Annotated in this window: 17 protein-coding genes; 8 read left to right on the top strand and 9 right to left on the bottom strand. The window is 70.1% G+C overall.

The window, feature by feature from the left end; all coding sequences use genetic code 11:
• Nucleotides 1–135: 135 nt before the first annotated feature.
• Both OL358_RS00330 and OL358_RS00325 read left to right on the top strand, forming a co-directional pair.
• Nucleotides 136–1,491, top strand: a complete 1,356-nt coding sequence (locus tag OL358_RS00330; RefSeq protein WP_413631323.1) for a PhoH family protein — start codon at nucleotides 136–138, stop codon at nucleotides 1,489–1,491.
• A 206-nt stretch (nucleotides 1,492–1,697) separates the two neighbouring features.
• Nucleotides 1,698–2,426 (top strand): hypothetical protein, encoded by a 729-nt coding sequence (locus tag OL358_RS00325; protein WP_264707904.1) that lies wholly within the window; start codon nucleotides 1,698–1,700, stop codon nucleotides 2,424–2,426.
• Between the two features lie 79 nt (nucleotides 2,427–2,505).
• Here the strand turns inward: OL358_RS00325 and OL358_RS00320 are convergent, their stop codons facing one another.
• Genes OL358_RS00320 through xseA form a run of 7 tightly spaced genes read right to left on the bottom strand, consistent with a single transcriptional unit; the run spans nucleotide 2,506 to nucleotide 9,056 of the window.
• A complete protein-coding gene (locus OL358_RS00320; RefSeq protein WP_264707902.1) occupies nucleotides 2,506–3,162 on the bottom strand; it encodes a response regulator transcription factor in 657 nt (218 codons plus the stop codon).
• The gene (locus tag OL358_RS00315) at nucleotides 3,159–4,682 is read right to left on the bottom strand and encodes a sensor histidine kinase (protein WP_264707901.1); all 1,524 of its coding nucleotides are present in this window, start codon (nucleotides 4,680–4,682) and stop codon (nucleotides 3,159–3,161) included. Before OL358_RS00315 ends, OL358_RS00320 begins: the two co-directional genes overlap by 4 nt.
• Before the next feature lie 46 nt (nucleotides 4,683–4,728).
• The gene (locus OL358_RS00310) at nucleotides 4,729–6,123 is read right to left on the bottom strand and encodes a class II fumarate hydratase (RefSeq protein ID WP_264707899.1); all 1,395 of its coding nucleotides are present in this window, start codon (nucleotides 6,121–6,123) and stop codon (nucleotides 4,729–4,731) included.
• Between the two features lie 31 nt (nucleotides 6,124–6,154).
• Entirely contained in the window at nucleotides 6,155–6,829 is a 675-nt protein-coding gene (locus OL358_RS00305) for a carbonic anhydrase (protein ID WP_319805416.1), read from the bottom strand.
• Complete coding sequence (locus OL358_RS00300; protein WP_264707897.1) at nucleotides 6,826–7,479, bottom strand: DUF4245 domain-containing protein; 654 nt, start codon at nucleotides 7,477–7,479, stop codon at nucleotides 6,826–6,828. The genes OL358_RS00305 and OL358_RS00300 overlap by 4 nt, the downstream gene beginning before the upstream one ends.
• On the bottom strand, nucleotides 7,479–7,721 hold the full coding sequence (locus tag OL358_RS00295) for an exodeoxyribonuclease VII small subunit (RefSeq protein ID WP_264707896.1): 243 nt from the start codon (nucleotides 7,719–7,721) through the stop codon (nucleotides 7,479–7,481). Before OL358_RS00295 ends, OL358_RS00300 begins: the two co-directional genes overlap by 1 nt.
• A 9-nt stretch (nucleotides 7,722–7,730) precedes the next feature.
• On the bottom strand, nucleotides 7,731–9,056 hold the full coding sequence (gene xseA / locus OL358_RS00290) for an exodeoxyribonuclease VII large subunit (protein ID WP_264707894.1): 1,326 nt from the start codon (nucleotides 9,054–9,056) through the stop codon (nucleotides 7,731–7,733).
• A gap of 105 nt (nucleotides 9,057–9,161) precedes the next feature.
• On the opposite strand from xseA, the gene OL358_RS00285 reads away from it, so the two are divergent.
• From OL358_RS00285 to OL358_RS00270, 4 genes are all read left to right on the top strand, one after another.
• The gene (locus OL358_RS00285; protein ID WP_264710190.1) at nucleotides 9,162–10,202 is read left to right on the top strand and encodes a 4-hydroxy-3-methylbut-2-enyl diphosphate reductase; all 1,041 of its coding nucleotides are present in this window, start codon (nucleotides 9,162–9,164) and stop codon (nucleotides 10,200–10,202) included.
• Nucleotides 10,199–10,759, top strand: coding sequence for a DUF6264 family protein (locus OL358_RS00280; protein ID WP_264707892.1), 561 nt, complete (start codon nucleotides 10,199–10,201; stop codon nucleotides 10,757–10,759). Before OL358_RS00285 ends, OL358_RS00280 begins: the two co-directional genes overlap by 4 nt.
• An 82-nt stretch (nucleotides 10,760–10,841) precedes the next feature.
• Nucleotides 10,842–11,348: a sigma-70 family RNA polymerase sigma factor gene (locus OL358_RS00275; protein ID WP_264707889.1), complete on the top strand. Its 507-nt coding sequence runs from the start codon at nucleotides 10,842–10,844 to the stop codon at nucleotides 11,346–11,348.
• Nucleotides 11,345–12,055: an anti-sigma factor family protein gene (locus tag OL358_RS00270; RefSeq protein WP_264707887.1), complete on the top strand. Its 711-nt coding sequence runs from the start codon at nucleotides 11,345–11,347 to the stop codon at nucleotides 12,053–12,055. The genes OL358_RS00275 and OL358_RS00270 overlap by 4 nt, the downstream gene beginning before the upstream one ends.
• A 134-nt stretch (nucleotides 12,056–12,189) precedes the next feature.
• On the opposite strand, the gene fbaA is transcribed toward OL358_RS00270, so the two are convergent.
• The gene (gene fbaA, locus OL358_RS00265; RefSeq protein WP_264707885.1) at nucleotides 12,190–13,221 is read right to left on the bottom strand and encodes a class II fructose-bisphosphate aldolase; all 1,032 of its coding nucleotides are present in this window, start codon (nucleotides 13,219–13,221) and stop codon (nucleotides 12,190–12,192) included.
• Nucleotides 13,222–13,410: 189 nt separating this feature from the next.
• Between fbaA and glpX the strand changes: the two genes are divergently transcribed.
• Nucleotides 13,411–14,400 (top strand): class II fructose-bisphosphatase, encoded by a 990-nt coding sequence (gene glpX / locus OL358_RS00260; RefSeq protein WP_264707884.1) that lies wholly within the window; start codon nucleotides 13,411–13,413, stop codon nucleotides 14,398–14,400.
• 174 nt (nucleotides 14,401–14,574) lie between these two features.
• Entirely contained in the window at nucleotides 14,575–14,784 is a 210-nt protein-coding gene (locus OL358_RS00255) for a UDP-N-acetylmuramyl pentapeptide phosphotransferase (protein ID WP_264707882.1), read from the top strand.
• A 6-nt stretch (nucleotides 14,785–14,790) separates the two neighbouring features.
• On the opposite strand, the gene OL358_RS00250 is transcribed toward OL358_RS00255, so the two are convergent.
• On the bottom strand, nucleotides 14,791–16,128 hold the full coding sequence (locus OL358_RS00250; protein ID WP_264707880.1) for a DNA recombination protein RmuC: 1,338 nt from the start codon (nucleotides 16,126–16,128) through the stop codon (nucleotides 14,791–14,793).
• Between the last annotated feature and the right edge of the window lie 56 nt (nucleotides 16,129–16,184).

Below are 16,184 nucleotides of genomic sequence, written 5' to 3'. Positions count from 1 at the left end.
CCCGGGATGCCGGGGCGCGGACGTACGTTCATCACATCGGGCAAGGCGCCCCTTCGAGTCGGCCGTTCGGACCACGACTCGTGACCCAGGTCGACTCGTGACTGCCGGGTTCTCCACCCGGGGCGGGAGTGGGTTGTGACCACACGAGCACCACACGAGCAGCACAGTCAGCGGATCGAGCACACGGACGATCTGGATACGGATCTCCGCACCTACGTGCTCGATACCTCGGTGCTGTTGAGCGATCCGCGGGCGTTCTTCCGCTTCGCCGAGCACAACGTCGTGATCCCCGTCGTGGTGATCACCGAGCTCGAGGGCAAGCGGCACGATCCCGAGATCGGCTACTTCGCCCGGCAGGCGCTCCGGCACCTCGACGAGCTGCGCGTGGAGCACGGCCGACTCGACTTCCCGGTCCCCGTCGGCGAGGGCGGCACCCTTCGCGTGGAGCTCAACAACACCGACGCCGGCGTGCTGCCCTCGGGCATGCGGCTCGGCGACAACGACAGCCGCATCCTGGCGGTCGCGATGCACCTGGCATCGGACGGGCAGGAGGTCACCGTCGTCTCGAAGGACCTGCCCATGCGCGTGAAGGCCGCTTCGCTCGGCGTCATCGCCGAGGAGTACCTCGCCGAGCAGGCGGTCGATTCCGGATGGACGGGGATCGCGACGCTCGATGTCTCGGGCGACGACATCTCGGACCTCTACGAGAGCGAGGTCGCCTCGAGCGACGAGGTGCGCGGTCTCCCCGTGAACACCGGCCTCATCATCCACTCCGAGCGCGGGTCCGCGCTGGGAAGGGTCACAGGCAACGGCGCGTACAAGCTCGTGCGCGGCGACCGCGAGGTCTTCGGACTCCACGGCCGCTCGGCCGAGCAGCGCATCGCGATCGACCTGCTCACGGACCCCGACGTGGGAATCGTCTCGCTCGGCGGTCGTGCCGGAACCGGCAAGTCCGCTCTCGCCCTGTGCGCCGGACTCGAGGCTGTCCTCGAGCGACAGCAGCAGCGCAAGATCATCGTGTTCCGTCCGCTGTTCGCCGTCGGTGGTCAGGAACTCGGCTACCTGCCAGGTGACCAGGCCGAGAAGATGAATCCGTGGGGGCAGGCGGTCTTCGACACGCTCGGCTCGGTGGTCTCGTCGAACGTGCTCGAAGAGGTCGTGGAGCGTGGACTCCTCGAGGTGATGCCGCTCACGCACATCCGCGGGCGCTCGCTGCATGACGCCTTCGTGATCGTCGACGAGGCGCAGTCGCTCGAGCGCAACGTCCTTCTCACGGTCCTCAGCCGCATGGGGCAGAATTCGCGGGTCGTGCTCACCCATGACGTCGGACAGCGTGACAATCTCCGCGTCGGCCGTCACGACGGCGTCGCCTCCGTGATCGAGACGCTCAAGGGCCACGGACTGTTCGGTCACGTCACCCTCACACGCTCGGAGCGCTCGGCGATCGCTGCGCTGGTGACCGATCTGCTCGAAGCAGGCGAGCTCGCCTAACGCTGAGAGGAGGGGTCGGGATGCCGCATCCCGGCCCCGCTTCGGCGGGTAGGGCCAAGGGATATCGCTTTCCCATATGAGGAAAGTCTCACGCCCACCCGGCGTGCCGTCGGTGACGGTCTGACACCATGGGAAGGTGCCGTTCTGGGGCACGGGCGGCATGGGAGGCCGAAGTGGAGAGTCGGACGCGGTTGGCGATCGGTGGGATGGCCACCGTCGCAGCGAGCGTCACCGTCATCTGCGTCGTCGCGATCACGAACTCTCTCGCCCTCTCGGACTCAGCCGGGTCGCCCATAGACGCCGCGCCCGTCGTCGTGCCTGCGTCGACGCAGCCGTCGGCCCAGCCCTCCTCGGTCGACACCGCGACGCCTGCCGTCACCCCGTCGCCGACTCCGGTGCCCGAGCCCGTCGAGCCCGAGACTCCCGCAGAACCGGCGCCATCGTCCCCTCGCGCCGAGGTCGTGCCGGCGCCCGACGCTCAGGTCGTCGTGCCGAGCAGCCCGAAGCCCATCGTCGAGACCCCCGCGAAACCCACGACACCGTCGCCGCCCGCGAGCCTGGACGAAGCGCTCGCCCAGGCCAAGGCATCCCGGTCCTGGGATCCTGTGCGCGCCTGGGCCGCGAGTCGTGGATGGACGGATGAGCGCATCCAGGCCCTCATCGCGCGGCTCGAACGCGCGATCGCCGAGAGGTTCGAGAACGAGGGCTCCCGTCAGACCGGCGGGGGCGACCAGGGCACAAACGGAGTGTCCGACGCCGGGCGCGCCCAGGCGCCGGCGACCGGATCCCACGAAAAGACCTGGGGGGCCGTCGCCGGCTCCTCGAAGGAGCGCCCCGCGAACGCGGGTGCCGGCGCCAGTGACCGGACCGAGAGGAACGGCCACGGTGCGAAGAAGGATCGCTCGCGCGATTCCCCAGAACGGCGCGATCGATAGCGGCCGGATCCCCCAATCCGGCTCTTCCCAGCCCCCGGCGTCCCCCAGCGCCGGGGGCTTCTTCGTCGGGTGGCGGGCTTCACTCCCAGCGGTAGCCGGCGCCCCGCACGGTGATGATGTGGTCGGACCCGAGCTTGCCGCGCAGGTAGCGGACGTAGACGTCGACGACGTTCGAGCCGGGGTCGAAGTCGAGGCCCCACACGCGGCTGAGGAGCAGCTCCCTGCTGAGTACGCGACCGGGATTGCGCAGGAACTGTTCGGCGAGGGCGAACTCGCGTGCCGACAGGTCGATCTCGCGGCCGTCGACGGTTGCTCGCCGCGCCAGGATGTCGAGCACGACGTCGCCGTGCGACACCGCCACGCCCAGCTGCGGCGTGCTCTCCCGCAGACGTGAGCGCACCCGGGCGAGGAGCTCTTCGAAGGTGAACGGCTTGGGCACGTAGTCGTTGGCGCCGGCGTCGAGTCCCTCGACCGTGTCGCGCGTGCTGGAGCGCGCGGTGAGCATGATGACCGGAACGACCGAACCCCGGGCGCGGAGTTCGCGGAGCACCTCGAATCCGTCCATGGTGGGCAGGCCCACGTCGAGCAGCACAAGGTCGGCGTCACCGCGCAGCGCGACGGCGAGTGCCTCGGCGCCGTCCTCGATGAGCACCGTCTCGTAGCCGGCCGACTCGAGTCCGCGACTCACGAAAGACGCGATGCGGGGCTCGTCCTCGACGATCAGGATCCTTGTCATGACGATGTCTCCCGCTGAAGGACGTCGCCCGCTCGGACCGGAGCGGGCAGCTCGGCTGCCGTGGCGGGCAGATGGATCGTGAAGGTGGCGCCGCCGCCCGGGGTGTCGGTGACGACGCAGGTTCCCGAGTGCCCCTTCATGATGGCATCGACGATCGCCAGGCCCAGTCCGGACCCGCCGACCGACCGCTTGCCCGATGCGCGATCGAAGCGCCGGAAGATCCGATGGCGGGACGCCGGGGGGATGCCGGGACCGTGGTCCCGGACCCACAGACGGGCGCCGTCGGCCTCGATCTCGCTGCCGATCTCGATGGCAGAGCCCTCGGGCGTGTACTTGGCGGCGTTGTCGGCCAGTTGCAGCCAGGCCTGGAGAAGCCGATCGGGATCGCCGCGGGTGAGTCCGGTGGCCGTCTCGACGACCGTCCAGGTGTGTCCGGGGATGACCGCCACGAGCTCGCCGACCCGGGCCGTGAGCGCCGCCACGTCGACATCGCCGATGAGGTACGAGTCTCCCTCGGCGGCCGCGAGCAGATCGATGTCCTCGACCAGGCGTGCGAGCCGGTCGAGCTCGGCGATGCCGATCTCGCGAGCCGTCTCCACGTCGCCCGCGTCGCCGGGGTCCATCAGTTCGAGATGCCCGCGCACGATCGTGATGGGCGTCTTGAGCTCATGTCGCACGTCGTCGAGCAGTTGGCGCTGCACGTCGACCGATCCCTCGATGCGGTCGAGCATGGAGTTGACCGTGCGGGAGAGATCGGAGATGTCGTCGTTCCCCGAGGTCGACAGGCGCGGTGACATGTCGGTGATGGTGATCGCATCGGCCGTCTCGCGCATGTGCCGGATGGGGGAGAGCAGGCGCCCGGTCACGAACCAGCCCACGACGCCGATCGCGGCCAGCACGGCAATGGCGGCGATCATGTAGGTCGCCATCGCCGCGGTGACCGGCTCGAGTTCGGCGCCCATGTCCACGGCGCGGATGTAGAGACCCTCTCGATCGTCGTCCGCCATCGAGACCGGCACCGCGATGTAGCGGAGCGACCCCTCCTCGGTGGTGGCGGTTCCGCGCGTCGTCTCGCCGCCGGCGGTCTCGTCGACCGCGCGCGCGATGAGCGTGGCGTTCTCCGAGATGTCGAAGCCCGACAGCGTGCCCGGACGGAAGCGAGGCTCGCCGTCGATGACGGCCACGGCGCCTTCGTTGCGCGCAGGCACGAAGGTCGCGATCGCTGCCCGGAGGAAGTCGTCCAGCGTGTCGAAGTCGCGGACGTCGACGACCTCGCTCGCAGTGGTCGCGCCGTCCGCGGGGTCGGCCGTGCCGCCGGAGGTCTCCGATCCGGTCGGGTCGGCGAACGTGCGCAGCCCGTCGATCTGCGCCCGCAGGCGATGGTCGACTTCCTGGATGACGCGTTCGCGCTGCACGAGGAAAGTGACGCTGCCGACGATCGCCAGTCCGACGCACGCCACAGCGAGGATCGCTGCGAGGATCCTGACGCGCGCTGGAATCAGCCGGGGTGAGCGGGCCACCCTGCGATTATCCCGCGACGCGGCCTTCGGCGACACGGGCGGACGTTCAGCCCGGGTGGGTCATCGACAGGAGGTCGAGCTTCTCGTCGAGCTGCTCGAGGGTCAGCTCGCCTCGCTCGACGTAGCCGAGGTCGATGACGGCTTCACGGACGGTGACGCCCTTGGCGACGGAATGCTTGGCGATCTTGGCCGCTGCTTCGTATCCGATGAGCTTGTTGAGCGGAGTGACGATCGACGGTGACATGCCCGCGTACGCGGCGGCGCGCTCCACATTCGCCTCGAGCCCGTCGATCGTCTTGTCTGCGAGCAGGCGTGCGGCGTTCGCGAGCAGGCTGATGGACTCCAGCACGGCGGTGCCCATCACCGGGATCGCGACGTTGAGCTCGAACGAGCCCGATGCCCCCGCCCAGGCGACGGTGGCGTCGTTGCCGATGACACGCGCGCACACCATGAGCGTGGCCTCGGGGACCACGGGGTTGACCTTGCCGGGCATGATCGACGATCCCGGCTGCAGGTCGGGGATGTGCAGTTCGCCGAGTCCGGTGTTCGGACCCGAGCCCATCCAGCGGATGTCGTTGTTGATCTTCGTCAGCGACACCGCGATGGTGCGGAGGGCTCCGGATGCCTCGACCAGCCCGTCGCGGTTGGCCTGTGCCTCGAAGTGATCCTTGGCCTCGGTGATCGGCAACTCGGTGTCGCTCACGATGAGCTCGATCACCTTCTGCGGGAATCCGAGGGGCGTGTTGATGCCGGTGCCGACGGCCGTGCCGCCCAGCGGCACCTCGGCGACGCGGGGGAGCACCGCCTGCACGCGCTCGATGCCCAGGCGCATCTGGCGGGCGTAGCCGCCGAACTCCTGGCCGAGGGTCACCGGCGTCGCGTCCATGAGGTGGGTGCGTCCCGACTTGACCACCGTCTTCCAGGCCTCGGCCTTGGCCTCCAGGGCGACGGCGAGGTGGTCGAGCGCGGGGATGAGGTCGTCGATGAGCTCCTGCGTGACCGCGATGTGGACCGAGGTGGGGAAGACGTCGTTCGACGACTGCGACGCGTTCACGTGGTCGTTCGGGTGCACGGGCTGACCGAGGTCCTGCGTCGCGAGCGTCGCGAGCACCTCGTTCATGTTCATGTTCGAGGAGGTGCCACTGCCCGTCTGGTAGACGTCGATCGGGAACTGATCGGCGAACTCGCCTGCGATGATGCGATCGGCCGAGCGGGCGATCGCGTCCGCGATCGCACCGTCCAGGGTCCCGAGGTCCTTGTTGGCGAGGGCGGCGGCCTTCTTGATGCGCGCGAGCGCGACGATCTGCGCGGGTTCGAGCGGGTCCCCCGAGATGGGGAAGTTCTCGACGGCGCGCTGCGTCTGGGCGGCGTACAGGGCGTCCTTGGGCACGCGCACTTCACCCATCGTGTCGTGCTCGATGCGGTACTCGATGTCGGTCACTTCGTCGTTCCTCCGTTGGTGGCGAGTGTGTTCAGGCGTCGTCGTCTCCGGCGTCGCCGACGATGATGTCGGGGACGGCGGTTCCTTCGGCGAGTCGGTAGTTGGCGCCCACGATCGCGAGCCGGCCCTCGGCAACGGCGTCGCTGATCAGCTCGGACGAATGCAGCAGCTCGCCCACGGTGTCGCGCAGATGCTCGCGTCCGACCTGCTCGTGGTCGATCGTCATCGGCGGCACGCCGTCGACGGTGCCCGCGCGCACGACGCGGCGCACTGCGGGAACGATCGGCGCGATCTGGCGCCAGATGTGCGGAGGCAGGGCGGGAGCATCCGCTCGCGTGCTGTCGATCGCCGCGTTGACGGCGCCGCACTCGTCGTGGCCGAGCACGACGATCAGCGGAACGTCGAGAACCGCGACGGCGTACTCGAGGCTGCCGACGACCGAGTCGGAGATGACCTGCCCGGCGTTGCGCACCACGAAGAGGTCGCCGAGGCCCTTGTCGAAGATGATCTCGGCCGCGAGGCGCGAGTCGGAGCAGCCGAACAGCGCGGCGCGAGGGCGCTGGCCGGCGGCGAGGTCGTGGCGTCGCTCGACGTCCTGACGCGGATGCCGGGGTGCGCCGCTCACGAAGCGGGCGTTGCCCCGCGCCATCTCGTGCCACACCCTCCGCGGAGTCGGGTGATCGCTCACCGTGCCGTCCTCGCTCATTCGCCCTCCTCGGTCGCTGTGCTCGCCTCGCGCAGTCGCTCGACCTCGGGGGCGGCCGCGGCCGCCGCCTGTTCGAGAGTCTTCTGGTCGGCCTTGCCGTAGATCAGGACGGTGTCGGCACCCGCCTGCGCGGCGAGTGCCACCGAGATGTTGCCGGCACGCGAGGGATCGGCGATGTCGTAGCGATCCCACTCGATGCCGCCGATCGAGACGGTGCCGTCGACGCTCGCTCCGGACAGCATGCGGGTCGGCCACGCGGGATCGGCGTCGAATCCCTGCGCAACCCGCAGGAACCACGTCTCGTCCGCGTAGACGAGCGTCCAGGCGCGCGGGCCGTCGCCTTCCACGGCGGCGACGTTCACGCGCCACGCATCCGGCGCATCGGGCGCGATGATCGGGCGCTCCTCTGCGGCGGCGACGCTCTGCGCGACGGCGGCGACATCGATCGGCGCGGACTCGGGGGGTGTGCCGCGCGGAACCGCGAAGATGATGACGACCACGACGGCCACGGTCACGATGAGGGCTGCGACCAGGTTGCGCGTGTTCTGGCTGGCCCGGTGCACGCGGGAGGACTCCGCCTTGCGGGCCGCGGTCTCGTCGGGGGTCTCGGCGCGCCCGAGCTCGGCGACGATCGGAGGCGGTTTCGCCATCACACGCCCTCCGCGGCCGACGACTCCACGGTCGAACGGGCGGCGTCGAGCCGTCGCTTGGCGCCGAGCAGCCATTCGTCGCAGCGTGCGGCCAGTGCCTCGCCGCGCTCCCAGAGCGCGAGCGAGTGCTCGAGCGTCGGCGCGCCCTGCTCGAGCTCGGCGACGACACGCACGAGCTCGTCGCGCGCCTGCTCGAACGAGAGGGTGGCGACGTCGGACGCGGTTCCGCTCGACTCCGTCATGCTTCCATCCTAGATCGGCGTGGCCGTGCCGCTGTCGGGGTCGCCGGCAGCGGGGGAGGGCGCCGTCTCGGCGATCTCGCCGTCGGAGCGCGCCGCGAACGAACCACGTCCGACGGTGACGACGACGGCGACGGATGCCGGTGCCTGCGCCGCATCGCGCACGATGACCCCGTCCGAGAGGTGGGCGATCGCGTACCCCCGAGCCAGCGTCGAGGCGGGCGACAGGGCGCGCAGTGTCGCACGCAGCTCGGCGGTGCGCTGAACCTGGGCGTCGAGGCTCCGATCCACGCGGGCGCGCCCGCGGCCGACGAGCAGCTCGACCTCGTGCGACCGCGCGGTCAGCATGGACTCCGGCGCACGCAGCGCGGGGCGTGAGCGCAGCTGTTCGAGCTGGGCGATGTCGTGGCCGACCCGCTGGGTCAGGCGACCCGTGAGACGCGCGCGCAGCTGAGCGATCAGGGCGCGCTGCTCCGCGACATCCGGAACGACGCGCTTCGCGGCGTCGGTCGGGGTCGAGGCGCGCAGATCGGCGACGTCGTCGAGCAGGGGGTGATCGTTCTCGTGGCCGATCGCGCTGACCACGGGAGTGGATGCCACGGCGACGGCTCTCACGAGTCGCTCGTCGCTGAAGCCGAGGAGGGTCTGCGGGTCGCCGCCGCCGCGCGCGATGATGATGACGTCGACGTCGGGCGCCGCGTCGAGGGCCTTGAGGGCGGCGATGGTCTCGGGCACGCAGCGCTCGCCTTGCACGGCCGCGTACTTGGTGCGGAACCGCACCTGCGGCCAGCGCAGCTCGGCGTTGCGGTGGACGTCCTTCTCGGCATCGGAGTTCTCACCGGTGATGAGCCCGATCGTGTGCGGCAGGAAGGGCAGCGGCCGCTTGCGCGCCGGATCGAACAGACCCTCCGCGCGCAGCTGTGCACGGAGGCGCTCGAGCTTCTCGAGCTGGTCGCCGAGGCCGACGTGGCGCATCGCGGAGACGCCGAAGCTGAAATCACCGGTCTTGACGAAGAAGTCGGCCTTCACGCAGGCGACGACGTGATCGCCCACCTTGAGGTCGGCCGGCAGGCGTTCGCGTGTGGACGACCAGATGCGGAACGCGATGGTGGAGTCGGTGACATTGTCCTTGAGGCGTCCGAAGACATTGCCGCCGCGCACGTTCCACGAGGTGATCTCTCCCTCGACCCACACCGAGCCCCACGTCTGGATGAACCCGCGGATGGTCTCGTTGAGCCGGGAGACCGACGTCGGCGTCTGCGGTGTGGAGTCCTTCGGACGCACGGAATCGGCCGGGGGAGCCTCGCCGGGCACCTGCTCGGGCTGGAAGGTCGTCATCAAGTCCTCTCGCGACCGGATGTCGTCGCCGCTCGGCCCGCGCACAGCGGCCGCCCGTAGACTCGTGGGGTGAGCAGCAGCACCGTGGGGAACCGACCTGTGAGCATGCCCGTTCCGCGCGTACCGCGGCGGCGTGAACGTCTCCAGGATATCCCTGTCCAGGGACAGAAGCGGGTGCTCCTCGCCTCGCCGCGCGGCTACTGCGCCGGTGTGGACCGTGCGGTGATCGCCGTCGAGAAGGCGCTCGAACGCTTCGGCGCGCCGGTCTACGTGCGCAAGCAGATCGTCCACAACATCCACGTCGTCACCGAGCTGGAGAGCAAGGGCGCGATCTTCGTCGAGGAGGTCGACGAGGTTCCGGAGGGCGCGCACGTCGTCTTCAGCGCGCACGGCGTGTCTCCGGCGGTGGTGAACGCGGCATCCGATCGCGGCCTGCGCGCCATCGACGCGACCTGCCCGCTCGTCACCAAGGTGCACCGCGAGGCGGTGCGGTTCGCGCGCGACGACTTCGAGATCCTGCTCATCGGCCACGAGGGGCATGAGGAGGTCGAGGGCACGGCGGGCGAGGCGCCCGATCATGTCACCGTCGTGAACTCTCCCGACGAGGCCGACACCATCGAGGTGCGCGACCCGTCGAAGGTCGTGTGGCTGTCGCAGACGACGCTGTCGGTCGACGAGACGATGGAGACGGTCCGACGCCTGCGCGTGCGGTTCCCGCAGCTGCAGGATCCGCCGTCGGACGACATCTGCTACGCCACGCAGAACCGGCAGGTCGCGATCAAGAAGGTCGCCAAAGACGCCGATCTGGTGATCGTCGTGGGCTCCGCGAACTCGTCCAACAGCGTGCGCCTGGTGGAGGTCGCGCTCGAATACGGCGCGAAGGCCGCCTATCGCGTCGACTACGCCGACGAGATCGACCAGGCGTGGCTCGACGGCGTGGAGACCGTCGGCGTCACCAGCGGCGCGTCGGTGCCCGAGGTGCTCGTCGAAGAGGTGCTGTCCGATCTCGCCGGCGCCGGCTACCGGGATGTCGAAGAGGTGCGCACCGCCGAGGAGGACCTCATGTTCTCGCTCCCCAAGGAGCTGCGCCAGGATGCCGCGGGCAAGCGCGACGACCGCGCCCTCGGCGGTCGGGGCCGGGCATGACCGCCACCCCCGACCCGCGCCCGCGTCCGCAGTACGGCGAGTACGCGACGCCCGAGGAGCAGCGGGCACGGATCGCCCAGCCCGACATCGGACTGGTGTACGAACCCGCTCCCGTGGCCGACGAGCCGGTCGCAGCGCCGCCGGCGCCGCAGGCCGGCGCAGCGGCGGAGCCGGGCACTCCGCGGTCGCGGCCGATCGACCGCATCGTCACCTTCGCACTGCTGGCCTATGGCCTCGTCAACGTGATCTCGTCGTTCTCGGCGCTGATCGACTACTCGTCGTACGCCGAGACGATGTTCAGCATCCTCGGCGTGGACGCCGAGCTGTCCGATCCTGCCGCCGGCCGTCCCTGGGGCATCGCCGCCGCGATCGTGCTCGCGGTCGGCTGGCTCGTGACCGCGGCCGTGTCGTGGATGAGCCTTCGGCGCGGCCGGCTCAGCTGGTGGATCCCGCTCCTCGGCGGCGTCGTCTTCACCTTCACGTCCGCGATGCTCGTGCTCGTGCCCATCATGAACGATCCCGCGGTGTGGGATGCGCTGGTGAGCAGCATCCGCTAGCCCCATACTCGGGGGAAGCGAGGGCCTCGCCCGCGGATGAACCCCCGGATGCCGGTCCTCGTGTCTCCTGCGGGAGGTGGACATGACGGCCGACGACGCGGCGCGACTCGCGGCGCTCTACGACGCGCACGCGGGACCGGTCTGGCGCTACGTCGTGCACCTCACCGGGGATCGCGCAGGCGCCGATGACGTCGTGCAGGAGACGCTCCTGCGAGCCTGGCGCACTCCGCGCATCCTCGCGCAGGAGCCGGCGTCGACCAGGTCCTGGATGTTCACGGTCGCGCGGCACCTCGTGATCGATGACGTGCGCAGCGCGCGTCGACGGCGCGAGATCGTGGTCGACGACGTGCCCGAGCGGGTCCACGCCGACGCGACCGAGGCCCTCTTCGAGACGATCCTCATCGAGGAGGCTCTCGCAGCACTCTCGGCCGAGCACCGCGCGGTCGTCATCCGCGCGTACTTCCGCGCGCTCACGGTGGCCGAGATGGCTGCCGAACTCGAGATTCCGGAGGGCACTGTCAAGTCGCGCCTCCACTACGGACTGCGGGCGCTGCGCCTCGCACTACAGGAGAAGGGGGTGACGCGATGAACGCCGAGCACGCCCCGTTCGCGGAATGGGATGCCGCCTACGTCCTCGGGGCGCTGAGTCCCGCCGATCGACGAGCGTTCGAGTCGCATCTCGAGCAGTGCGATCTCTGCCGTGCGGCGATCGCGGACGTCGCGCCGACGATCGGCCTGCTGTCGCGCGTCGCGCTCGAGCGCGCCGAGTCCATGCTCGCGTCCGCGCCGGTGGCGGTCGTCGTCCGGGAGGAGCCGGATGCCGCGGCCCGCGCACGCGTCATCGAGATCGGCACGCGACAGGCCCGTCGTCGTCGTGGCTGGTGGATCGGTGGACTGACCGCCGCCGCCGCGGTGATCGTGGCCGTCGTGCTCGTCGTGACGACCTCGATCGTGCCGCCGACGCCTGCGCAGGTGATCGCGCTCGAGCCGCTGGCCGACGTGCCGGTGACCGCGACGGTGGAGCTCACCGACGTCGCATGGGGCACGCGCATCGACATGGTGTGCAGCTACGGCGACACCGGCGCCGAGGGGAGCGAGGGCTGGCCCTACGCGCTGGTCGTCACCGCCGTCGACGGCACGACGAGCGAAGTATCGAGCTGGCAGGCGCTCCCCGGCGCCACGGCACGACTGAGTGCGGGCACCGCTCTCAGTCCCGACCAGATCGCGTCGGTCGAGATCCGATCCGTGAGCTCGGGCAAGGTGCTCATGAGGGCGGATGTGACCGGCGCCGACTGATTCTGGGCCCTCGGGATCGCACGTCGCCCCGGCGGACGCGACCCAATGGGCCGCCCCGTCACCGCGGATGCCCCGGCCCGAGCCCCCGAAGGGGCCGGACCGGGGCATCCGGTGCTCTGCTGCTCGAAGGCGCGTTACGCGGCGAGCGACTTGCCGTGCGAGCCGAGCTGCCGGGTCGCGTCGGCGACGCGGGCGGCCATCGCGGACTCGGCGATCTTGCCCCACGCGCGCGGGTCGTAGGCCTTCTTGTTGCCCACCTCGCCGTCGACCTTCAGCACGCCGTCGTAGTTGGCGAACATGAATCCGGCGACGGACCGGGTGAAGGCGTACTGGGTGTCGGTGTCGATGTTCATCTTCACGACGCCGTTGGCGACCGCGAGCGCGATCTCCTCGTCGGTCGATCCGCTGCCGCCGTGGAAGACCAGGTCCAGCGGCTTCGGACCGGTGCCGAACTTCGCGGCGATGCCCTCCTGGATCTCGCCGAGGAGCTCGGGACGCAGCTTGACGTTGCCGGGCTTGTAGACGCCGTGCACGTTGCCGAACGTCAGCGCGGAGATGTAGCGCCCGTTCTCGCCGAGGCCCAGTGCCTCGACGGCCTTCGTCACATCGGCGACCGTCGTGTACAGCGCGTCGTTCGAGCCTTCGTGCTGGACGCCGTCCTCCTCGCCGCCGACGACGCCGATCTCGACCTCGAGGATGGCGTTGATGTTCTTCAGGCGGGGGAGCAGGTCCTTCGCGATCTCGATGTTCTCGTCGAGCGGCACGGCGGAACCGTCCCACATGTGGGACTGGAAGATCGGGTTGCGGCCGGCCTTCACCTCTTCTTCGGAGGCCTCGATCAGCGGCAGCACGAAGTCTGCGAGCGCGGGCTTGGGGCAGTGGTCGGTGTGGAGGGCGACGGTGATCGGGTAGTTCTTGGCGACCTCGGTGGCGAACTTCGCGAAGGCGAGCGCGCCGGCGGCGCGGGCCTTCACGGTGTGACCGGCGAAGTAGTCGGCGCCGCCCGTGGTCACCTGGATGATGCCGTCGGAACCGGCTTCGGTGAGGCCCTGCAGGACGGCGTTGATCGACTGCGAGCTGGCGACGTTGATGGCGGGATACGCGAAGCCACCGGCCTTCGCGCGATCCAGCATGTCGGCGTACTGCTCCGGAGTGGCGACGGGCATGAGTGCTCCTTGGTCGTGAGGGGGCTTCCCTCGACTTTAGCGTCGTGCTGTCGGCGATGACGGATGCCTCGGTCCGGCCCGAGGGAGACGTGGGGTGGTTCTGCCCCTGGTGAAAGAAACACAATTCCTTCGACGGTCGCGGCTCGGAACTTGCCCCAATTCGTACCGGGTGCTGGCTAGGCTGGCGACATGGTGAGTCTGACGGCCGATATGAGCCCCCTGCATCCCGACCGGAACCTCGCACTCGAGCTGGTCCGCGCGACGGAGGCGGCCGCGATCCGGGCGGTGCCGTTCATCGGTCGTGGGGCGAAGGAGGATGCCGACGGCGCCGCGGTCGATGCGATGCGCGCGTTCTTCACCACCGTCGACTTCGACGGCACGATCGTCATCGGCGAGGGCGAGAAGGACGAAGCGCCGATGCTCTTCAACGGCGAACGGGTCGGCAGCGGCCGCGGACCGCGCTGCGATGTGGCCGTCGACCCGATCGACGGCACGTCGCTCACCGCCGCCGGTCGCAACAACGCCCTCTCCGTCATCGCCGTGTCCGACCACGGGACGATGCTCGACGCCTCGACCGTGTTCTACATGGACAAGCTCGTCACCGGCCCCGCAGGCGTCGGCGTCGTCGACATCCGCCTCCCGATCGGCGAGAACATCCGCCGCCTCGCGAAGTCGCTGGGCAAGCCGGTCGACGAGATCGTCGTCTCGGTGCTGCACCGGCCGCGTCACGACGAGCTCATCGAGGAGATCCGTGCTGCCGGTGCGGGCACCCGTCTCATGAGCGACGGCGATGTGGCCGGCGGCATCAACGCCGCGCGCCACAACGCTCGCACCGATATGTGCGTCGGCGTCGGCGGCAGCCCGGAAGGCATCGTGACCGCATGCGCGATCAAGGCGCTCGGCGGACACATCCAGGGCCGGCTGTGGCCGCGCGACGACGACGAGAAGCAGCGGGGCATCGACGCCGGACTGAAGCTCGACGACCACGTCTACGAAGCCGACGACCTCGTCAAGGGAAGCAACACGATCTTCGTCGCCACGGGCGTCACCGACGGTCAGCTCGTCGCCGGTGTGCGCCGCGAGGGCGACCACCTGTACACCGAGAGCGTCGTGCTGCGAGGCGCCTCGGGCACCCTGCGACGCATCTCATCGGAGCATCTGACCTCGAAGTGGCTCTGAGCGACTGACGCCGCACGCTCTGCCGAGGGGCAGACGACGTTCCGCCGGGGACGGATGAGGCTGATGTGACTGGTGCGGCTGTTGTGATCGTGTCGTGACGCGGTTGTGACCGCTGTCTGGCAGAATCGATGCGGTCGACGACGACGCACGTGTTTCCGATGCGAGGGAGTTCCGATGTCCGGACAGGTGGGTGGTCCGTCACCCCAGACCGGTGCGCAGGCGGTCGTCGCCAACGCGGTGGATCCGGCGCGTCGTCCCGACGTCCTGCTGCGCGTCCGTCGTGAAGAGGGCCACGAGATCAGCGCCTGGTGGATGATCGGCGCCTTCGTCGGCGTCTCCGCGCTCGTGATCGGCCTCCTGAGCTTCGTGCCCGGCGGCGTCTGACCTCGCTCAGTCGGTCGCGGGCGCGATCCGTTCGCGGAGTTCGCCGAGGTCGGCCGTCGCCGAGACGTCGGCAGCGTCCGGGTCTACGCCCTGCCCGGCAGGGGCACCGTCGAACGCGAGCACGCCGTCGAGCAGCTCGGGCGCCGTGAGCCGACGCGGGCTCTTCTCGATCGTGCGCGGTTCGGCCACGGCCTCGAGCTTGGTCGCATCGATGCCCGGGAAGCGGCGGGCGCTCACGAGCACGCGCGACTCCAACGAGCCCGCGAAGCGGTTGTAGCTGTCGACCGTGCGCTCGATCGCGCGACGCAGGTCGTCGGCGTGGCCGGCGAGCGACCCGAGGCGTTCGTACAGCTGGTTGCCGAGATCGAACAGCGTGCGCGCCTCGACAGAGACATCCTGCTGCGTCCACGTGTAGGCGACGGTCTTGAGCACCGCCCACAGGTTCACGGGCGAGGCGAGTGCGACGCGCTTGCCGAAGGCGTAGTCGAGGAGCGCGGGGTCTTCTTCGAGCGCCGCGGCGAGCAGCGACTCGCTGGGCACGAAGCACACCACGAACTCGGGGCTCGACGGAAGGCCGGACCAGTACGCCTTCTTCGCGAGGGCGTCGACGTGCGCGCGCAGAGCCTTGACGTGCTTGTCGAGCAGTGCGCGGCGGCGCGCGGCATCCGCACCCTGCGCGGTCAGCGGGATCGCGCTGGCCTCGAGGTACGCGTCGAGCGGAACCTTCGCGTCGACGGCGATCGCCTTGTCGCCGGGGAGGCGGATCACCATGTCGGGGCGGCCGGCGCCGGCATCCGACGTGATGGACGCCTGCAGATCGAAGTCGACGTAGCGCGTGAGCCCTGCGGCCTCGACGACGCGCCGCAGCTGCGTCTCGCCCCACACCCCGCGCGTCGTCCCCGAGCGCAGGGCGCTCGCGAGGGACTCGGTCGTGGCACGCAGCGCCTCGTCGGACTCGTGCGCGCGGCGCAGCTGCTCGGCCAGCGTGCCGAACTGCGTGTGCCGATCGCGCTCGAGTTCGCCGACCTTCGCCTGCATGGCCGTCAGCGTCTCGTGGACGGGCGCCAGCGCGCGCAGCACCGACTGCTCCCTCCGCTCGCGCTCCTCTCGTGCCGCCTGGTCGTTGCGCGACTGCACGGCCAGCTCGCGGTACAGCAGCTGCTGGTGATCGAGTTGCGCCTGCACGCCATGGCGGGAGGCTTCCGCCCCCGCCAGCCGTGCGCGCAGATCGGCCTGCTCGCGCGCGGCCCTGGCTGCCCCGCGGGCGAGCCCCGCCGTCCACCCGGCGAGCGCGCCGACGAGGAGGGTGGCCATGGCGATGATCGAGACGAGGAGTGCGTCCATGTGCTCATCGTGACCGAGGCCGCCGACATCGCCGTGACGGCGGGCCGCACCGCCTC

Source organism: Microbacterium sp. SSM24 (genome assembly GCF_025989145.1).
GTDB lineage: Bacteria > Actinomycetota > Actinomycetes > Actinomycetales > Microbacteriaceae > Microbacterium.
This window is presented reverse-complemented; position numbering and strand designations above follow the sequence as displayed.